This is a genomic window from Pseudomonas sp. B21-032, assembly GCF_024748965.1.
Classification (GTDB): Bacteria; Pseudomonadota; Gammaproteobacteria; order Pseudomonadales; family Pseudomonadaceae; genus Aquipseudomonas.
In genome coordinates, this window is sequence record NZ_CP087180.1 from 3,083,086 (window position 1) to 3,102,163 (window position 19,078).

A 19,078-nucleotide genomic window follows, 5' to 3' on the forward strand; every position below is an offset into this window, starting at 1 on the left:
CTCCAGGCAAAAATAAACCCGCTCGATGGCGGGTGCGATGGGGTTAGCTTGATGTCAGGCGGGCTGTTGAGGCCAATCGATGGAGGTCGGATAGCCCTCTTGATCGTGAACGCGGCTCAGCGCTACGCGATACTTCTTCCAGGCCTTGAGCGCTACCGCCTCCTCCTCTGTCGCCTCCTCCAGGTCTACCGCATCCTGCAGTGGGGCAATGTGATAGTCGGCAATCTCTCGCAGCCGTGCCTGGGTTTGCTGAGCCAGGAGCAGCGGGTCGCTAGGCTCGGGCTTTGCAGGGGGCGGCGGTTGAATCGCAGGCAGAGCCTCAACCGCGACATGCAGAGTGATGCTGTGCTGCAGGTCCGCAGGCTGCCCGCCCACCGTTGCAGTCACGGCCAGGACATCGTCATCAAATGCGATCGCAATCGACGCATCCCTGTCGACAGTGTTGAGGGCATAGCCCCAACCTTCAGGCGCAGGGACCAAACCCTGCGTTCCGTGCACAAGGTAATGGCCAGGGCCAGCGTGCTCGCAGGTGATTTCAGCCTTGCCCAATGAGGCGATGTCGATAATTTCCCCGGTACTGCCAAGGATGTTGATTGCCGCTCTGCTCATGTTCAGATCGCCTTCAAAGTGCCGTCAGCGGCACGGATTGTGTTGCCCGTGTGGTAGAGCGTTACCCAGGCCCCTGGATTACCCTCGCTGGAAAAATGGCGCGCGGTGATGAAAGGAAGGTTGCCTGCGGTCGCCGTCATCGCGATCTGCTGGATGTAGTTTCCGCCGAGGCTGTTGACCAGCAGCGAACCGCCGGCATCGGCGAATGGACTTCCAGCAGCACCAGCACCGAACTTGTAGAACCCATTCAGGTAAGCCGAGTTCGGCGTTGATGCTGGACCGCCGCCCAATGCGCCGAGGCCGAAGCCTCCGACAGTAAGCAAGGCGCCAGCAGTTGCATCGGTCGCGCTGGCCTGCTTGTTCGAAGTGGCGGCAGTCCCAAGACCAAGACCCGTCCGGGCAGTCGCCTGGGTGGTGCCACCGGTGCCGCCCTTGGCCACTGGAATAGCCGCCGGGAGAGTGTTGCCTCCCAGCTGTGCGTACAGCTCATCGAAGTTCGCAACGGCTTTGGTCCAGGCTGCACGCGGCGTATCACCACCGACTCCAGAGGGCACAGTTCCAAGGTTGATTGCTTGTTTGGCCATTAAAGACTCCTCAAATCGGTTTCATAGGCCGCGCTGCGAACAGCGTCCGGCCATTGGCGGTAAGGGGGTTGATCCCTGAGCCGTTATCGACGTACATCTGGAGCATTCCCCTGTTGCCGGGCCAGAAGCCCCCGTAGTTCGCCCGTATTGGCTGGGTCGTTTGCGTGATGTTCGTGCAGGAGAACAAGGCATTAGCCAGCACGTAGTCTTCATAGCTGCCGGTCCAGGGCATCTGCTGGCTTGGCGCGTAGTAGGCCGAGCCAGTGATCGGGTCTCCTGCTTGAATGAACGAGTTGGTGGCGGGCTGACTGTTCAGTGAAGTGATGTTTGTGGATGTAGAAAAGAGCCGTACACCGTTGGCATCCCTAACTGATATGCCGTACTCCCCTGGCGGCGAGCTGTCTGCCATGTAGCTGGAGCAGAACCACTTGATGGTCATGAAGTGTCGCCAGGCATCACCGTGAAGGGGGTGCGGCCAGGCCTTCAGCCTGAACCCTGTCCAGTTCCCCGGGCTGCCTTTGACCGAGAAGTTGCCGACCATCATGTAGTCAGCCGCATTCAAAAAGACCATGGGCCTTTCGTACGTCGTGATGGGTGCCGGGAAATTGATGTCCGCCCACTCGATGACCTGCGACTGCTGGCCAGGTATGGCCTGTTGGCCAAACTGGAAGCTGCCACTGTGACGAACACTGAGCACTCGATTCACCGCATCGATCTGCATGCGGATGTTGTCGTTCCTGCTCCTGATGCCGTACGAGCCGGTCGCGGTGAACGGCTCTCCACCCTGAGACAGGATCATCACTTGCCAGGTATTGGTGAGCGGCTGCCGCAGGTGCAGAGTGCCGGCCGAGTACCAGGCGGCAGGAGAATAAGTGAATTCCCCCCGGTCCTCCAGGGTGTCAACAACGACGAATGACTGTGCCTGAATCTCCGGAATCGAGATGTACTGGTCGAAGCTGCCGTCCCCGGCGACTGTCATCATCTTCAGGGACCGGATAGGTGTAACAGAGGTGTCGAAAGTGACCACCCCTGCTGCATCCCTGGTCCTGAATCCGTACAACGCCATCAGGTCATCCTCCCCACGCCTGTGCGCTCGATGTAGTTCAGGTCGTAGACATACAGCCCGTAGTTGTTGAGCAACACCGAACCATCTGCCGTCTGTCCGCGCAATGTCAGCGTCCCAGCTGGCACGTTAATCTCCAGTAGCGGCAGCCCTTGCGAGTTGACCGCAGCAGAGCGCAATGTCATGCCGAGCACGATCTCCTTGATGAACGCTTGGCTGATAAATGCCTGGTTGACGAAGAGCTGGCCGTTCTGGAAAACGAACAGGTTCCCTTCCACGCCGTTGATGCCATCGATGATGGCTACACGCTGGGCAGAAAGTAGGATCTCCCCAACCTCGCCATTGCTTCCCTGAACGATACCGGTTGCAACCTTTTTGCCGTTTGAGTTCGTCTCGGTCTTCCATGTCGATTGAGCGGAAACCTTTCCATCGACACCCGCCACTACCTCGCTCAGCATCTGGACCGAGGCGTTTGCCTCACCGGCTTGCGCCTGCACGGTGTCAATCCTTTGCCCCGTAGCGATGCCGTCCTCAATCCGGGCCGACTGCTCGGACCAGACCCCGACCGAGCTGGAACTGCTGCCAGCAAAACCTTCAGTGGTCCCCGCTTGCTCTGGGTTCACCTGGACATACAGACCGTCCAGGCGAGTTGCCTGTGCGGTGATTTGGTCACCCTGCTGGGTGACATTGGTATCGAGCTGGCTGATCGCCTGGGCCTGGGCGCTGTTGACGCCTTCGGCACTGGTTACCCGGCTGGTGAGGTTGGTGATCGCCTGGCCCTGGCTGGTGATCGTCGTGCCCTGCTGGGTCACCGTCGAGCTCAGGCTCGAGACCGCTTCCGCATTCGCTGAATCCGCCGCGGTTACCCGGCGGCCAACGATGTTGCACCACAGCGCCCTGCCCCCCGCCGGCTGTAGGCGAGAGACAAACCGAGCCGAAGCCGCCCCTGCAGGCGCGGTGATCCGCCCCTTGAAGGTCTGGAAACCACCGCCCGCAGAGAATGTGAAGGCGTCGAAGTAGCCGAGGTTCAAGCCATTCTTGTCGGCGAAGCGCAGTTGGAAGCTACCGGTTTGCCCTGCAGTCATCTCAGCGCGGTAAACGTCGGCAGACAGGTCGAACTGCTCACCAGGCGCGGTGAGGATGTTCTGGTCCTGGCCGCAGAAGCTGGCCTCGTAGAACGCAATGGCCTTTCCGGCTGACGGGTGCGCCGTTGTGGCAACCACTGTCGTTGTCGCGGCACCCCACGGCGCGACAATCCCGTCCTCAAAGTTGCCCTTGAGCACCAGGTTGTCCGGCTGCTGGCCGATAGACGACTTGATTTGTGTGATCGCCGTCCCCTGACTGGTGATCGTGTTGCCTTGCTGACTGACCGTGTTGCTCAGCGCCTGAACCGCCTGCTGCGCAGCGGTGACCTTGCTGTCGGTGGTCTGCAAGCTATTGGTGAGCCCGGTGATGGACGAGCCCTGGCTTGTCAGCCCCTGCTCTGTCTGGGTCACCCGGTTGGCCAGCGTATTCACCGTAGAGGCGTCTGCCTTGCCGTCAAGGCTCGACTGAACACCATCGATGCGCTGGGCCTGGGCGGTCAGCTTGCCGTCCTGTTCGGTTACCTTGGTCTCCACCACGGTCACGCGCGCCGCGGTGCCGTTTTCCGTCCTGGCCACCTGGCCGATGTCGAGCCAGTAGGCTGGATTCGGAGGCGCGTTGCTACCGCCGGCGGCAGCCGGCACAGCTTGGATCGCAACATACAAGCGCTGGCCCTGGCGCACGTTGTCCCCCAGGGCGTAGGCCTTGGCCGGGTCGTACTCAAGCGCGTCGACCACGTCGCCGATCGCGTCGATCTGCTCCTGCAGCTGGTCGTTGATCTCCTTGAGGCGATTGTTGACCGATCCCGGCAAGGTCGGCGGGCCAGAGATCAGCGCGATCTCCTCGCGCAGCTCCGGGTACAGCGCGCCGTTGCCGATCTTGTCCTTGAAGTACTCCTCATACTCGCTCTGTTCAGAACTGGACTGGCCGTTGACGCCAACGCCTGCCGGAAACCACGGGCCGATGTTGCCGGTGCGGTCGATCAGGCGCGCCCAGAAGAAGAACGACACGCCGCCGGCCAGGCCGTGCATTTCGTGCTCGGCCTGCGGATAGGCGAAGTCGCCCAGCTTGATCGCGTCGTCGCGCGAGGTGGTCTTGCTGTACCAGATCTCCGTCCGCTGGGTGTCTTCGGCGCCAGCAGGAAAGCCCCAGGCCAGCTTGATGCCGTAGACCAGCGGAGTGGTGTTCAGGAGCGACACCGCCGGCGGCAGTCCGGCCTTGCCGGTCAACTGCGTGAGGCTGGAGCTCTTCCAGATCGACGAGATATCGAAGGCACTCACCGCCCGCACACGGGCCAGGTAGGCGCCGGCATAGATGCCCGTCACGTCGACCGAGGTTGCGCCTGTGCGCTGCAGCTTGATCCAGTTGCCGCTGTCCTTTCGCCACTCCACGTCATAGGCCACAGCGCCGTTCACGGCCGGCCAGGCGATGGTCATAGTGCTGACCGCGATCCCCTGGTCCACGGCATAGCTCGAGGTTAGGGCTACGCTCGCCGGCGGAGGAACGACGGTGATCGGGATCACGCTGATCGGCCGCTCTTCCAGGCGGGCGCCGGTGTCGATGTGCGCGAACTTGCTCGGGTTGAACTCGAGCGCAGTGATCTCGTAATCGCCTTCAACGGTGCGCACCGTCCTGAGCACGCGGAACAGCTGGATAGCCAGGTCGTCGGCGTCGATCGCCCACTGCAGCTCCGGCTCCGGCGCAACGCTATAGGCCGTGGTTACCGTAACAGCACGGCCACTGACCGACTCGACGGTGCGGCCCTGGGCGCGACCGTTGGGCAGGTTAATGATCAGGCGGTCTCCAGCCTTGATCTGCGTATCGCGGTCGAGCGTGACGACACGGCCCGCCGCAGCGGCGATCCGGCCGCCGTTCGGGCGCCCTGCGATCAGTTCGTCCGCCACAGGAATCACATGGCCTGGCAGCGGAATGCGCCCCTCCATACCAGTCTTGAAGGTCACAGTGCGGTCTTGGCTATTGCTGAGCAGTATCCACTTACCGCGGCGTTGGGCCTCTGATGCCCGGGTACAACCGATAGCAGAAATCTCGATCGGCCGGTCACGGTACCTGCGCTGCAGAGCCAGGTCAGTGACCGGGATTACGTCGGTATCGTAGTTGTTGGCCGGGTTGTCGTAACTGACCAGCGCACGACTGTAGTGGGTGTTCTTCTCGGCACCGCCATAGGTGAACTCGCCATCGATCACATTGGACCGAGTGAACACGTAGTCGATGTCCTGCGCTCGCGGCATATCTGCCTGCATGAACAGAGAGCCTTGGGCCCAATAGACCATGCCCCTGTAGATCGCCGACAGGTCGCGCAGCAGCGTCCAGGCCTCGGCCCGGCCCTGAAGGTTCAAGTCGCACAGAAAGCGCGGCTCCTGTCCGCCAATCCCGTCCGGCACGAGCTGATCGCAGTACTGGGCGATCCGGTACATCTCCCACTTGTCGACCATCCAAGGCTTGATGCGCTTGCCCAGGCCGAAACGATCTTCCACACACAGGCCATAGGTAACGAATGCTGGGTTGTTGGTCCACGCCTGCTTGAAGGTGCCATCCCATACCCCGGTGTAGGTCCGGGTCAACGGATCGTAGTTCGCCGGTACCGGCCACTTCCGGGCCTTGCACTTCACCGTGACGGCCGGGATGTTCTGGAACTGCTGGGCGTCGAACTCGATGTAGAGCAACGCGGTATTCGGATAACGCAGTTTGCGGTCGATGATCTCGGTGTAGCCTGCGATGGTCATCGTGTCGGCGATGGTGCCTGAGTTCTGGTTCGGGGTTATCCGGCGAACGCGGATCATCCATCCGCTGGTGGCCTTCGGCAGGTCCACCCGCACGGAGCGCTGGTAACCGTTGGTGGTCTTGCCGTCCACCGCCCCCAGCTGCATCTGCTGATAGGCACCGCCGTCTGTGGCGACATCAATTGCGTACTCAATGCGATAGCCGTTGGTGTTGCCACCTTCGTCCTGACTGGCCAGACGCGGCCAACTGAAACGCAGGCGCACGGCCGACAACTGAATGTTGCTCAATGCTCGGGACCACGGGTTATCGCTACGCAACTCAACGTTGACGGTGGTCTCGTTCTCGATCGCAGGAATGCCCGGAATATAGCTCTGCTCGATGCTGCCCGACCGCCAATCCCACTTCACGTTCGGGAAGTTCACATTGCCGCTGGCGTCCGCAATGGGCGTATTGTCGAAAAAGATGTCCTCGTCCGTTGGTGTTTCTTCGAACTCGCCCTCCCCTACGGCGATCAGCATCTTTCCCAGGTTCGTCGACTGCAGACTATCCGGTGCCTCTGTCGGCTGCTTCGGCTTGCTACCACCTCCTTTGGCGCCGCGGATCTCCAGGTGTTGTGCTGCGCCCATGCTTCCTCCAGGCAAAAAAATCCGCCCAATGGCGGAGAGTGTAGAATCGATAGCGACAACTAATTTTTAAGAACCTGCTGAATAAGCAAATGACAAGTAACCCTGACATGCACTTAAAAGTAAAGTTTCGCCCAACACAAACAAACAAAAAGCCCATAATTGAGATATGCGCTATAGTAATTTCCCTACTAGCGCTATTCACAACCGCCTATCAATCCTATCTAACGAGGACGCACTACTTCAAAAGCGTAGAGCCGCGCATCAACGCTTATCGTACTCTCGATGAAAACTATCGCATCGTTATTTTTAACAACGGGTTAGGCCCAGCTTTTGTTGAAGAAATCACATATTTCGTAAAAGGAAAAAGGCTGGAGGCCAGTTCAATTGTTCCAGCGCTTTCGCAGCTAGGGATCGACAGCATGTGCTATAAGTTCGGAGCACCGCGCCCTGGTGATTCATTCAAAACCCAAGAAGAAGTCGACCTAGTAAAATTTCGAAATAACTCAAAATGCGCCGTCCCAAAAGCTATATTTTCATTCCTAAGTTACGACGATTTAGATTTAGAAATAAAATTCAAATCAGTCTATGACGAGAAATTTGTTTATAGATACTCACTTAACAAGCAGACACCCATATGACTAGGTCTTGTCCTCAGCATAGATAGATGCCGAGATGATCGCTCCACCCCACCGGCGCTCGCCGATGCAGATCGGCACCGGGTTGCCGCTGGCGGTCGTGTTCTTGGCACTGCCGAAGGCGTAGGACGGCAGGTTTTCCGGTGCAGCGCTTTGTGACAGGCCTTTGGCCTGGGGGCTGAGCATTTGGATGGCCCCGCCCAGGGCCAGTGATGCGCCAAGTGAATGCCCCCACCCTTGCATCCCTGGAACGAAGGATGAGGCAACAAAGATCACGGCTCCGATGATCGTTTGCAGTAAGCCGGCGCGCTTGCTGCCTGCAACGACCGGAACAAACCAAAGCTCCCGCGCACCGCCAAGATCAAGGTCGCCCTCACTGATATTTTTGCCGTTCTTGAAGATCGCGAACCTCAGCCCTCGACTTTCGGCATCGACCATGTCGCGAGCAAAGCCAGGATGATTCACATCTATAGCTTTGGCTGCCTCCCGTGGGTCACCCCGATCCAGCAGGTAACTGTGTTCCTTGCCGTACTTCTTCCGAAGGAAGCCGAACAGGCGGATTTTGGTCTTTGGGGTGTAGTGAGCTGCTGTGGCTTTCACATCTTTCTCCAGGCATAAAAAAACCGCCCGAAGGCGGCTAGTTGAGCTCGCTGGTGGCTAGAGGCAGGACTTCACTGCATCTTCGATTGCGGACCTACCAACCCCTGGCATCCAGGCAACCCGTTGGTAGAAGGCGACTGAGCTACCTGTCAGGATCTGCTTCACCTCGAGCAACTCGTCCGTTAGCTGCATGGCCCCGATAACCAGACGATAGCCATCTGCAGTTTCCGATATCACCGCTTCAGAGCGGGCATCCTGCCACTTTGGGAACACGCAGAGTGCGTACGCTTTGGGCGACTTTTTGGTGCTCGCGCTTACAGTGGGCGTATTGCCTTTCAAGTCGCTCGGCGACACGCACCCCGCCAGCAGCGCCACCGCAACCGCCCCAATCAGAATTCGCATGTGATCCCTCCTTTGAAATGGGTGACTTTAGCGCGGACCTGGCCGGGCATCCAGTGTGGATAAATTCTCAGTACTCTATCTCTGCAGCGCCGTAGTAGCGTTACGCCTGTACGGTCCCAAAAGCGGGCGGTGTTGCATTGGAGCTGAAAATGGAATTTGTAGAGCGGTTAAATGTGATGTCGGCCAAAGTAAAACAACTGGCATCAACGATCCAAACAGAAGAAGCCACAAAAACAGCTTTCGTGATGCCGTTTATCCATACTGTTCTAGGCTACGACGTCTTCGATCCTTCGGAGGTTGTGCCAGAATACGTGTGCGATATAGGCACCAAAAAAGGTGAAAAGATCGACTACGCGATTCTGAAAGGTGGGGAGATTCAGATCCTTATAGAGACAAAAAAAGTAGGCGAGCCACTTAACATCAACCATGCAAGCCAACTATTCCGATACTTCCATGTAACTACCGCAAGAATATCCATCCTAACAAACGGCCGACTGTATAAGTTTTTTACCGACTTAGACGCCCCTAATAAAATGGATGAAAAGCCATTCTTAGAAATTGACCTACTGGACATTGATGAGCATGTAATACCAGAATTACAGAAGCTTACAAAGTCAGCCTTTGACGTTGACTCCATTATCAATGCAGCAGGCGAGCTTAAGTATGTCGGCCAGATAAAGCGAGAGATGTCGACTCAATTCAGTAACCCTGACGATGACTTCGTACGCTTTTTCGCTTCTCGAATATACGATGGTGCGATAACCCAAAAGGTAAGAGAACAATTCGCGCTACTCACGCGAAAAGCCGCCTCACAGTTCATAAATGACCAAATCAATGATCGGCTGAAATCAGCAATCAGCGGAGTTCCCTATCCGACCCCTGCCGAAAACGTTATAAACGAGACTCAGGCAGACTCCATCGAAGCTGCGGAAGATCGAGTTCTCACCACAATGGAGGAGCTTGAAGGTTTCCATATTGTAAAAGCAATAGTTCGAACTGTAGTTGACGCAAAACGCATTGCTCACCGTGACACGCAAAGTTATTTCGGAATTTTACTCGACGACAACAATCGAAAGCCAATCGCAAGACTTCATTTCAACCGATCACAAAAATATCTAGGAATTTTTGATAAGGACAAAAATGAAACCCGGCATCCGATCAACTCTCTCGATGAGATTTACGAATTTTCCAGCTCTTTGAAAGAAACAATTAATTATTACCAAGAGCAAGCCTGAAACTAACCCAGTCCGTTGCCTGCAAGCCCATGGACTGGGGTATTGCTGACCTAGGAGATTTAGATGAGTAAGGAATCAGAAAAGTGGGGGTATAGGGCGGGCCCTAGTGATGCAATGAAGCGAGAGATAGGCCAAATAGCGGTCAATCATGCGCTGTGCGAGACGCCTCTTTTTAAGCTGTTTCAGCACTATACCGGAATAGCAAGCCCAAAAAGCTTCATTCTTGCAAAGGCTCTAGGCTTGCGCGCAAATAGCTTCTTGCGCGTGGTTAAGGATTTCGCAAACTATAAGACCAAAACATCCCAGCCCGAAACCCATGCACCAATCTTGGAGCGTCTAAACAGCTGCCTTAAAGATTACGAAGATCTTTCAAAAATCCGTAACGAAGTTGCACACTGGCAGTGGTATCAATCCCCAGAAGGTGCTGAGCACGCAAACGCGGCCTGCGACATCCGCCTAAACTCTGAGGGCAAACAACTGATAAAAGAGTTTACGCTTGAAAATCTGAAGCTTCTTTCACTAAACCTTATATTCACGAGTACAAACCTTGAGCTTCTAGCGCACATCCTCATTCAGGGTGAATCACCCGAAGCAGCCAAAGACAAATTTAAGCAATTCGATGAAATAGCTAACAAAGTTCAAGAGGCTCTGCTTGTACTGCCTGAGCCCTCGGCTGAAGCACTGACATAATCCTAAATAAATCTTCGATTATCGTATCTGTGAAAGAAGGATCGTAGAGGCTGTAAAAGTACTCTTTTGCAGCTTCTACCATAACGTCAGTCACTACTACCGAGTGAAGCTCCTGGGGGGTGCCCCCAGAAAATGTCGCAAGATTTGCAATCGACTGAACTCTAATCCAGGACGACCTATTCATACCGTTCTCCTAAAGTGTCAGCGCCTCATATAAGTGACTTCGCGCCCCTATGACGCAACACAAGGCGTGTCCGGGCAAGCCAAGGCCCGCCGAACACGATGATTTCTGATGGTCTGCCGTACAGATGGTGTAGCAGGAATGGGCCCTGGCCGAACACCTGGACCTGCTCGTCGGGCAACTGCGGGTCGGCGCCCAGGTAGATACCGGCATGGTTCGGGTGCGCCGTGCGCCCCACCTCCATGACGATCATGTCGCCGCGCTGCGGACGGTCGACCTGGTAGAAGCCTGCCGCCTCGTAGGCCTGCTCGTACAAGCTGGGCCCGGTGGCCTGCTCCCACCAACCGTCCTCCCGGGCGTAGGCCGGAAACTCCAACCCCCACTCCCGCTGATACCAGTCCGCGCAGGCCTGCCAGCAGTCCCAGGCGCCGTGCACGAATGGTCGGCCCAGCAGCGGCGTGCTGCCGCTTGGGGTGATGGTGCGTAGATCGCCTTCAGGCCAGGACAGGATGTGCCAGGGCAGTGCCGTGGCTTCGCACATGGCCAGGTCACGCGGTGACGGCCTGCTGGTGGCGTCTGGGTGCGAGTGCACGATGCCGATCACCTCGCCCCGGTCTTCCGCTGCAGCGTACTCCTCAGGCGCGATCCGGAACTCTTCGACTGGGTCGCTTGCGGTGTTGGTGCACGGCACATAGACCTGCTTGCGGCCGATGGCCAAGATCAGCCCGCAACATTCGCGCGGGTACTCAGCCGCGGCGTGCGCTTGCACGGCGGCCAGGATGTGTTTGCGCATGGTCAGCTCCGTGCAATAAGAGAAACGCCGGGGAACCCCACGAACGGCAGTTCGTTCTCGGCACCCCAGCGCGCTTCGCAGCCAGTTCCAAGGCAACCACTACAGACATCCTTGACCGGATCGTCGGTAGGGTTGCCCTCTTCATCGACATAGGGACCTGTGTAGCCGCAAACCGGCCCTCGATAGCCGCCAGTCATTGCCTCATGGCAAAGCGTCGTCATCTGGCGTCCGATCGTCTCGCCGCCGACATCCCCCGGGCTGGCCAGCTCCCACGCCACCATGGTGCCGTTCTCGCTGATTTTCTGGTCGATGTACCAGACCTCGATTGCCTCCTCTGTAGGGTCAGCCTCGGGGTTGCCGCCGGGGAAATTCGCGGCGTCCAGGTACCGGCCCAGCGTTTGCCGGATGGTGAGTTTGAACTCAACGAGGTTTTCGAAGGCGAGGCAAAGCGCGGTAATGCGACCGTTGACGTTACCAACCGACAGTACAGGCCGTACCGCCGTGCCATCCGAGTTGGCTTCGATGCCTTCGATCTGCATTGGCCAGGCGCCATACTCGTTGCCCTGCCACCAGATTGGCTTAGCTGGCAGCTGGTCAGCATCGACACCGGCTGCGGCCAGCTCCTCAGGAGTGTGCGGGATCGCATGCCCATGAAAGCGGAGAATGTCAGCACCGAAGTCCGAGCCGTCCAGTTCGAACAGCAGCACTTCATTACCAGGCGCAAGCGTCTGGATATCGCTGATGAGTGACATAGTGATTTCCTACGGATGGAAAGACCGAACGAATGTGGCGGTGATCTTGAAGAGCCCGCCGCCTACGGGGACGGGTGCAGGGTCATTGCATGTGAATAAGCCCAACTGCCCCATAGGCGTGGTCCAAAGGAATGCCTTTGCACCGGCGTGGCGATCAAAGAACTCCATTACTTTCAAAGCTTTCTGCTTACGCACGGTGATCGTCACCGGGTAGGAATCTTCTTTGTTGTTCGGGCCATCGCCGACGGTTTGCTTGTACCCTCCGCCGAATCGCGACTCCCTCACCCGGTATTTGATCTCGGGTTTCTCACCCCGCTCAGTCGCCCAGCTGAAAGTCTCGATAGCCATCAGCGCCTCCCGTTTGCATTTCGATAGCTGATGCCGCCTGGACGCCAGGACTCGGCCACAGCTCGCTCTGCAGCAGTCTTCATGTGCTTCTGCATGTTCTGCTGCAGTAGTTCTTGATCCAGCTCCATGCCTTCGCTGCTGCGGTCTGGAACAACAACGCTTACCGGTGCACTGATCTGGATTGTCGATCCACCACCCGCTCCTGCTGCTGCGGCGGATACAGGCCCAGCCCCCAGCGGCGTGATCGTGCCGCCCTCAGCCCCCATCATCAGGTAGGTCTTCCCTCCCTGATTCAGCAGCTCCGGGCCCAGTTCGTTAACCTGGTAGAGCGAGTTCGCCGCTACCGGGCCGCCGGCGGCACGTTGGCCGGTGACGAAGTTGTCCATGATCGCCGGGCTGTAATCCGCCGCACTGGCGCCAGGCGTGGTGGATGTGCTGCCGCCACCGAACCAGGCCCCCAGCGCACTGCCGGCAATGCTCGACAGCAACCCGGAGGCAGCCTGCCGGGTGGCAATCCGCGTCATGTCCGCCAGGATCGACTTGGTGAAGTCGGCGAACGAGCCTTTCCCAGTGATGGCGAAGTTAACGACTGAGTCTTCCATCGAGCTGAAGGCGTTGATGAACAGGCTCTTGGTCTGCCCGGCGACATCCCGGGCCGACTCAAGGTAGTTCTGGAAGGCCGACGAAGCGCCGGCGCTCCAGCTGCCCTGGGCAGTGGTCATGTCGTTGTAGTTGGCGATCGCAGTTTCCTGCAGGTCGCGCTGGGTTTTGTCGAGGGCCGCCAGCTTCTGGTTGTACTCGTCGAGGCTCATGCCGCGGGAGCCGTCACCGTACTGGTTGGCCAGGTCCAGCTTCTGCTGATTGATCCGGTCGGCGATGCCGTTCTGCTGGTCCTGTAGGCCGCGCTGCCGGTCGCCCAGGCCGAGGCCTTCGGCAGATCGCTGGCCCTGCAAGCGCAGAGCCTTCACCTGCTGATCCAGCGCGCTGGTGTAGGTCTGCACCGCGTGGGCCTGCTTGCGCAGCCGCCCCTCCTCGTTCGTGGCCAGCACGGCCAGTTCCGAATCAGCGTCCTTCTGCGCTTTGACCATGTTGGCCCGGGCATCAGCGATCTTCTGGTCCAGCTGGACCCGCTGGGCAGCCGAGGTGCCGGCCTTGCCCTTGGCAGCTTCAAGCGCCGCGATCTCCGCCTGATAGGCGTTGGTCACCTCGTCCTTCTGCTGCTCGATGATGGCTGCGCGTTGGGCCGCGTAAGACTCCTGGGAGATAATGCCGGCCTTCTGGGCAGCATCCAGCTCTTTCTCGGCGTTCTTGTACTCAGCGAGAATCGCCGCGAGCGAGTTCTTTGAGTCATTGAAGCCAGTCAGGTTTACCGCTGTGGCTCGGACCGCCGGGTCCTTGTTCTTGTCCTTGATGTTCTGAATGGTCTTGGCGACAACATCAGCCTGCACCAACGGGTCATTCGGGTTAGCCTTCCTCAGCGCCTCGACATCCCGCCGATACTCTTTGATCAGCTTGTTGCGCTTCTCTTCATTGGTGAGGTTGGTATCGCTGATTTGTTTGAGGCGTGCGGCTGCATCGATACCATCTCGCTCTACCCACACCCGATCTGCTACAAACTTGGTACGACTCCGCTCTGCCTCAATCTGCATCTCGAGGTAGGCAAGTTCCCTTTTGTCGTTCTCGGTGTCTCGGGTCTCAATCCCCATGGCAGCGGCGCGCCCGCCACGCCCCTGATTGGTCTGCAGCCGCAGGCGAATCACCTCCGCCTGCTGCTCCAAGGTCTGAGCCCGGCCAACACTCAGTGTGGCGTCGAGAGCCTCGGCAGCCGCACTCTTGATTCCTTTCCAGGCGCTTTCGATCAGGCCGAGGTTCTCGGTGACTTCGCCGGTTCTGGTCCTGATGGTGTCGGCGTAGGTGTCGGTCAGCAGCTTGGCCGCGCCGATAGTGTCGCCCTGGTCCTTCAAGGCCACGATTTGCGAGTACACCGATGCAGTCAGGAAGTTGTACTGGTCGTTCAACTCCTTGGCGGCTGCAACCGGGTCCTTGGCGATCTTGGCGAACTCGGCAACCGTTTCATCGATGGAGCGGCCAGTGGCCTTTTCCATGCTGAGCGCTGCTTCAGTGATAGCTTCGAAGCTGCCGCTGGCGATCTTGCCGTTACCGGCGAGTTTGGCCAGCACTTCAGCTGCTGCGCCAGTTGTGCCGACAGTGGCACTCACCTGCTGGGCCATAGCCGCCAACTGCCCGGCGCTGGTGCCCGCGGCGTTGCCGGTGAAGATGATCGCCTTGTTGTACTCGTCAGCCTCCTGGCCGCCCTTGTAGTAGGCCAAGGCCAGCGCACCGGCTGCAGCTGCAGCCACGGTGAACGGGTTGACCAGGCCAAGCACATAGCCGCCCAGAGCCTTCGCCGCCGGCGCGATGCCGCCGAACATGTCCTTGAGCTGCCCACCCTGTTGCAAGGCAACCATCATGATCGGCTGACCAGCGACGATCGACGTGAAAATATCAGTGAACTGAGCCGGCACACCTCGCAGCGCTGCAGCGGTAGCCTTTGCAGTCATGCCAGTGCTGCTCAGCGCGGCATCCGCACTGCCCAGGGCAGCCCTCGCCTGGTCAACCTTCCCCTTGTACTCAGCGAAAGTCTCAGGGTCGAGGGCACCGCTGGCTTTGAACCCCTGCAGCTTCTGCTCCATCTGATCCAGACGGCTCATGGCTGCGACCGTAGGGTCGATTTTACCGAGCAGGTCGTCGAGAGCCTGGCCCTGATCGCGCTGGGCGGCGGCTGCGGTCTTGGCGGATCCGGCCAGGCGCTCTTCTGTCGCCAACAAAGCTTGTGCACGGGTGTTGATGGCGGCCTGCCGGCTGGCGTTCTCCGACAGCACGGCATTCGCCTGGCTGGTAACTTCGGCGGTTTGTGCGGTTGCACGGTTCAGCGATTGGACGTACTCACTCGCCTCCAGGGATGACCGCGCCATGGCCAACAGGCGAGCCTGCTGATCATCAGCAGTTTCTGCAGCACGGCGGCTGGCCTGGGCCCCGGCGTCCGTGGCGGTGGTCAACGCAGCCTGGGCTTGCCCAGCCTGCTCAGCCCCGGCTTTGAATGCAGTCATGCCCGCCGCGGCGGTGGTCACGGCACGGCCGACCGTGATCATCTGCTGTGCCAGCTCAGCCTGCTTGGCGTTGAGAGCCTGCAGCTCCTGAACAATCTGCCGGGTATCTCCCTGCATCCCGCTCAGCGCTGACTCCCAGGCGCGCCCGGTCTTGCCCGCCGATTCCTCGCTACGCTTGCCAGCGTCTGCCAGCTTGTCGAGGTCGCTTGCAGCCTCGACAGCATCGCCGGAGTCGATCTGCAGGCCAAGGGAGGCAATCGTTGTCATGATCTGCTCCAGGCAGGCAACAAAAAGCCCGCACTAGGCGGGCTTAGGTATGGTTTGAGAGCGGCATGAGTTAAGAGGGTTGAAATCTGGTACCGCAGGAATGGCACATCCAAGTACGGCGCCACTCTTCCAACTTGTCATACTGAGCGACGTTAAACTTCCAGTGACGCACAAACCCGATCACACCAATGGCGATGAATGTCACGCCAATGAAGAACCTGCTCCAATCGACGCCCCAATACGAGTTCATCAGCTTGAGGCCGTCGTACAGGATAATAGCGCCAACCCCTGTGAGGATTACGGGTCCCAGCAAGCGCTTACCTGGGGGTGGACCGACGCTAGCGGCCAAATCGGTCTGATGCCGGCCGGTGGTCTCGACAGTTACGCGCGGTCCGATTCCGGATTGCGCTTGGTGAGTTGTTTGAATTCGGGAAGTCCCAGCGGCATGGATGACGGACAAGAGCTGTACTTGCTGACCCTGGCACTGCGGGCAGCAGATGGCATTGTTGCTCACCACGATTTCATTCCTTTGAGGGGCGGGAAACGTGCATTCTAAGATAAGGAGAACCAATTCTGCACCTATGTATGCCCAGAAATGCTCCTTGGGAACTTACCAAGCCGTGATCGGCGCCTTCAGCTTTTACTTCGCCCAACTGCTCACGGAACAACCTGCCATCTCGCCGCATCATTCGCTGCCCTACGCCACTGACTCAGCCATGACGGCCAAGGCCTCAGCCTCCATAACGCGAAGGTCGGGAAAAATGTCGGGAAGTTCGCGGCGTTTGATGCCGAGCATCGAGGCTGTGAGCGGGATGATCGAGTAGTCCAGGCCTGAAGCACCGCCTATGCCCGTCCGCCACTGCGTGGACATCGCTTCGAGCAGGCGAAAGGCTGGCCAGGCGTCCGGCCAGACCTCTACCTCTTCCTCTTCGATGTCGTCTGGCGTAAGCCCCAAGGCCGCTAGCTGCTCGGCGGATGGGCCACGCTCATAGCAGGCGCGGGCCGCCGCCCTCAGTTTCCCAGGCGTGCCGGGTTATAGGCGTTCTGGAAGGCGTCGATGACAGCTTTTGGCGCGCCAGTGCAAGTTCGCACCAGGTCGAGAATGGCGTCGTCGCTGAACTCGTCGTCGAGATCCCAACCGACCACGATATCCTTCAGTTGCTCAGCCTGAAGCTCGATCTCGGCGGCGGTGGCGTCCTTCCAGCTGACACCCTCTTCCTTCGCCTTATCCGCCCAGGCGTCACGCGCCTTGTTCCAGCGATCGAACATCTCGGATAGCGCGATACGGTTCAAGTAGCGAAACTCGAACCCAACCTCCACCGGATCGGAGCCCACCCGTGGAAGCTGCACAGCTGCGCCGAACGTTGGGTTCTGCGCGATTTTGATCTTTGCCATGGGAACTCCTTACGCGCCAGCCAGGTAACGAAGCGAACGAGCAGACAGACCGACGCTGATGGTTCGGGTCATGACGTTGTTCCGTTCCATTGTCGGGTCAGGGGTGATGCTGACGTAGCCTGGGTACAGGATCTGGTCACCGTTGCGTAGCTTCATACGGATCACCGCGAGCTCTTTGGAGGTGTCGTAACCCTCAACAGCCTGCACGTAAGGCGCGGTAGGCTGGTCTTCCACCACGATCGACAAGGTGGTCGGGTTGCGGTTGGTAGGGAACTGCTTGTCGTCGTCATCTTCCAGATAGCCGACGGTCGCATACTGCTGCTCACCACCGGCCGAGTTGAACGACGTGACCTTAGAGATCTGAACCCAGTCGGAAACCGGATACACGGAACCCACGCCCGCGCCTGCGGTGAATTTTTCTGCGTCACTGGTATCGAGACCAGCCAGAGAGAACGCGTCATCGGCGACGTTTGAGGCCTTAACGGCGCGGTCGCTGATGAGTGCCCAGCCTGAGTTGACCAACAGAACGTCGCCGTTCTGGATAGTGTGACCGGCAGCGGTCGCCACCGGCGGCTTTGCGTTGGTGAGTGCAGTGAACGCTACGGCGGCGCCAATGACTCTGGCGATCTCGAGCGTAGCTCCGTTCGGCAGCGGGAAGCGTGCGGCCATGGTGTATTTCCTCATTGATGCCCGCCGGGCGGCGGTTGGTTATGCCCCAGCGGGCGGTTGGTCTGCGACACCCTGGTAGGTGAAGCTGGCTGGGACCGTGTAGGTCGCCGGCTCGGTGATGGTGGGCCCCTGCTCCAGCGGCTCGACGATCAAGCCTTCGAAGCCGTTGCGGCTGAGCTCGGTGTCGACGCGGAACAGTGTGCTCAGCTCGTCGACCAAGGCCTCGGCAGTAGCCAGGGCTTGGCCCGCCGGGCAGATGATGCTGATCTGGTAGATGCCCCGGTACTCATAGGCCTCAGCAGCCAAGTAGCGGGTCGTGGTGCTGGCCGGCAGTAGGAAGGCCCGGAGGTAGGTTTCGCCCGGAGCGGCCTCGAAGTCCTCCTCCATGTGCGCGACCCGGATCGGGCGCGCAGCCGCCCAGGCGGCCAGCTTGATCTCAATTGCCTGGCGGGCGCGTGCGTGGCTCATACCTGGTTATTCCTGATTGCCTCCAGCACGATCTGCTGAAAGCGAGCGACGGTAACCCTCACCATTCCGCCCGGGGCTTGGTCGGAATGGCCGAACTCCAGCGGAATGGCATAGGGCAGATTGTTGACGATGAAGGCTGAGTCGCCGACGCGGAAAGCGATGGAGTCACCAATCAAGCGCGCTGTGGCTGCGGATCCTGAAGGGTCCGCCTCGTCAAGCGTGCCGCTGGCCGGCGTGTCGACGCTGAACTGCCAGTTGCCCCGGAATCGCCCGGTATCAACTGGCGACATCCGGATCAGCGAACCGCCCAGCTCGATGACGATCTCGCGTAGGCTCGCGTCGATAGCATCGGTGGCCTGCTGTGCAAACTCGGCGAGGCTTAGGGCAAAGCTGCCGGACTGGCCGCCGTACCGCTCTTTCATGTGGGAGCCGCGAGCCATGGTCACTTCCTCAGTTGAATGGTCCAGGTAGCCTTGGCGGCGTCCTGGCCGACATTGACCACGCGGTAGCCGCTGATGCGGTCGTTGATGGCCGGTACCGCGGCGATGACTGTGACCACGCCACCCTCTTGCATGAACAGTTCGTTCTGGAGGGTCTTGAGGCGAACGTCGGAAGCGAGAATGCGCGCCCCGTCGATCTCCCTGGCTTTGTACTGCCCAAACACGCCGCGCCCGGTGTAGAAGACAGTTGTCTCTGGGGCGCCACCAATTGCGGGGTCGTAGTCACCCTTCACCGCCCTGCTGCCCTCTACCGCACTTACAGCATCAGCCAGGTCAGTGTTGAAGGCTTCGGCCATGTCGGCCTGCAGCTCGCCTCGAAGGCCCAT

18 protein-coding genes are annotated in these 19,078 nt (G+C 59.0%); 2 read left to right on the forward strand and 16 right to left on the reverse strand.

Annotation, left to right across the window (positions count from 1 at the left end; genetic code table 11):
- Positions 1–54: 54 nt before the first annotated feature.
- From LOY54_RS14085 to LOY54_RS14110, 6 genes are all read right to left on the reverse strand, one after another.
- Positions 55–609: a tail fiber assembly protein gene (locus LOY54_RS14085; RefSeq protein ID WP_258606773.1), complete on the reverse strand. Its 555-nt coding sequence runs from the start codon at positions 607–609 to the stop codon at positions 55–57.
- 2 nt (positions 610–611) lie between these two features.
- Positions 612–1,193 (reverse strand): hypothetical protein, encoded by a 582-nt coding sequence (locus LOY54_RS14090; protein WP_258606774.1) that lies wholly within the window; start codon positions 1,191–1,193, stop codon positions 612–614.
- Between the two features lie 10 nt (positions 1,194–1,203).
- Positions 1,204–2,259, reverse strand: coding sequence for a hypothetical protein (locus LOY54_RS14095; RefSeq protein ID WP_258606775.1), 1,056 nt, complete (start codon positions 2,257–2,259; stop codon positions 1,204–1,206).
- Positions 2,259–6,707 carry a phage tail protein gene (locus LOY54_RS14100; RefSeq protein WP_258606776.1) on the reverse strand — a complete coding sequence of 1,483 codons (4,449 nt, stop codon included), beginning with the start codon at positions 6,705–6,707 and terminating at the stop codon, positions 2,259–2,261. Before LOY54_RS14100 ends, LOY54_RS14095 begins: the two co-directional genes overlap by 1 nt.
- Positions 6,708–7,345: 638 nt before the next feature.
- Entirely contained in the window at positions 7,346–7,942 is a 597-nt protein-coding gene (locus LOY54_RS14105; RefSeq protein WP_258606777.1) for a tail assembly protein, read from the reverse strand.
- Positions 7,943–7,999: 57 nt separating this feature from the next.
- Entirely contained in the window at positions 8,000–8,344 is a 345-nt protein-coding gene (locus LOY54_RS14110; protein WP_258606779.1) for a hypothetical protein, read from the reverse strand.
- A gap of 149 nt (positions 8,345–8,493) precedes the next feature.
- Between LOY54_RS14110 and LOY54_RS14115 the strand changes: the two genes are divergently transcribed.
- Both LOY54_RS14115 and LOY54_RS14120 read left to right on the forward strand, forming a co-directional pair.
- Positions 8,494–9,579 carry a type I restriction endonuclease gene (locus LOY54_RS14115; RefSeq protein WP_258606781.1) on the forward strand — a complete coding sequence of 362 codons (1,086 nt, stop codon included), beginning with the start codon at positions 8,494–8,496 and terminating at the stop codon, positions 9,577–9,579.
- Between the two features lie 63 nt (positions 9,580–9,642).
- Positions 9,643–10,269, forward strand: coding sequence for a hypothetical protein (locus LOY54_RS14120; RefSeq protein WP_258606783.1), 627 nt, complete (start codon positions 9,643–9,645; stop codon positions 10,267–10,269).
- 209 nt (positions 10,270–10,478) lie between these two features.
- On the opposite strand, the gene LOY54_RS14125 is transcribed toward LOY54_RS14120, so the two are convergent.
- From LOY54_RS14125 to LOY54_RS14170, 10 genes are all read right to left on the reverse strand, one after another.
- Positions 10,479–11,243 carry a C40 family peptidase gene (locus tag LOY54_RS14125; RefSeq protein ID WP_258606785.1) on the reverse strand — a complete coding sequence of 255 codons (765 nt, stop codon included), beginning with the start codon at positions 11,241–11,243 and terminating at the stop codon, positions 10,479–10,481.
- A 2-nt stretch (positions 11,244–11,245) separates the two neighbouring features.
- Positions 11,246–11,995 (reverse strand): phage minor tail protein L, encoded by a 750-nt coding sequence (locus LOY54_RS14130; protein WP_258606787.1) that lies wholly within the window; start codon positions 11,993–11,995, stop codon positions 11,246–11,248.
- 9 nt (positions 11,996–12,004) lie between these two features.
- Positions 12,005–12,343, reverse strand: coding sequence for a phage tail protein (locus tag LOY54_RS14135; protein WP_258606789.1), 339 nt, complete (start codon positions 12,341–12,343; stop codon positions 12,005–12,007).
- Positions 12,343–15,720 carry a phage tail tape measure protein gene (locus tag LOY54_RS14140; RefSeq protein ID WP_258606791.1) on the reverse strand — a complete coding sequence of 1,126 codons (3,378 nt, stop codon included), beginning with the start codon at positions 15,718–15,720 and terminating at the stop codon, positions 12,343–12,345. The genes LOY54_RS14135 and LOY54_RS14140 overlap by 1 nt, the downstream gene beginning before the upstream one ends.
- Positions 15,721–16,417: 697 nt before the next feature.
- The gene (locus LOY54_RS14145; RefSeq protein ID WP_258606793.1) at positions 16,418–16,675 is read right to left on the reverse strand and encodes a DUF1799 domain-containing protein; all 258 of its coding nucleotides are present in this window, start codon (positions 16,673–16,675) and stop codon (positions 16,418–16,420) included.
- A 56-nt stretch (positions 16,676–16,731) separates the two neighbouring features.
- A complete protein-coding gene (locus tag LOY54_RS14150) occupies positions 16,732–17,115 on the reverse strand; it encodes a phage tail assembly chaperone (RefSeq protein WP_258606795.1) in 384 nt (127 codons plus the stop codon).
- 9 nt (positions 17,116–17,124) lie between these two features.
- Positions 17,125–17,784 carry a phage tail protein gene (locus LOY54_RS14155; protein WP_045194438.1) on the reverse strand — a complete coding sequence of 220 codons (660 nt, stop codon included), beginning with the start codon at positions 17,782–17,784 and terminating at the stop codon, positions 17,125–17,127.
- Between the two features lie 39 nt (positions 17,785–17,823).
- Positions 17,824–18,252 (reverse strand): phage tail terminator-like protein, encoded by a 429-nt coding sequence (locus tag LOY54_RS14160; RefSeq protein WP_195884175.1) that lies wholly within the window; start codon positions 18,250–18,252, stop codon positions 17,824–17,826.
- Positions 18,249–18,674 (reverse strand): HK97 gp10 family phage protein, encoded by a 426-nt coding sequence (locus LOY54_RS14165; RefSeq protein WP_195886001.1) that lies wholly within the window; start codon positions 18,672–18,674, stop codon positions 18,249–18,251. The genes LOY54_RS14160 and LOY54_RS14165 overlap by 4 nt, the downstream gene beginning before the upstream one ends.
- A gap of 20 nt (positions 18,675–18,694) precedes the next feature.
- Positions 18,695–19,078, reverse strand: coding sequence for a hypothetical protein (locus LOY54_RS14170; RefSeq protein WP_195884176.1), 384 nt, complete (start codon positions 19,076–19,078; stop codon positions 18,695–18,697).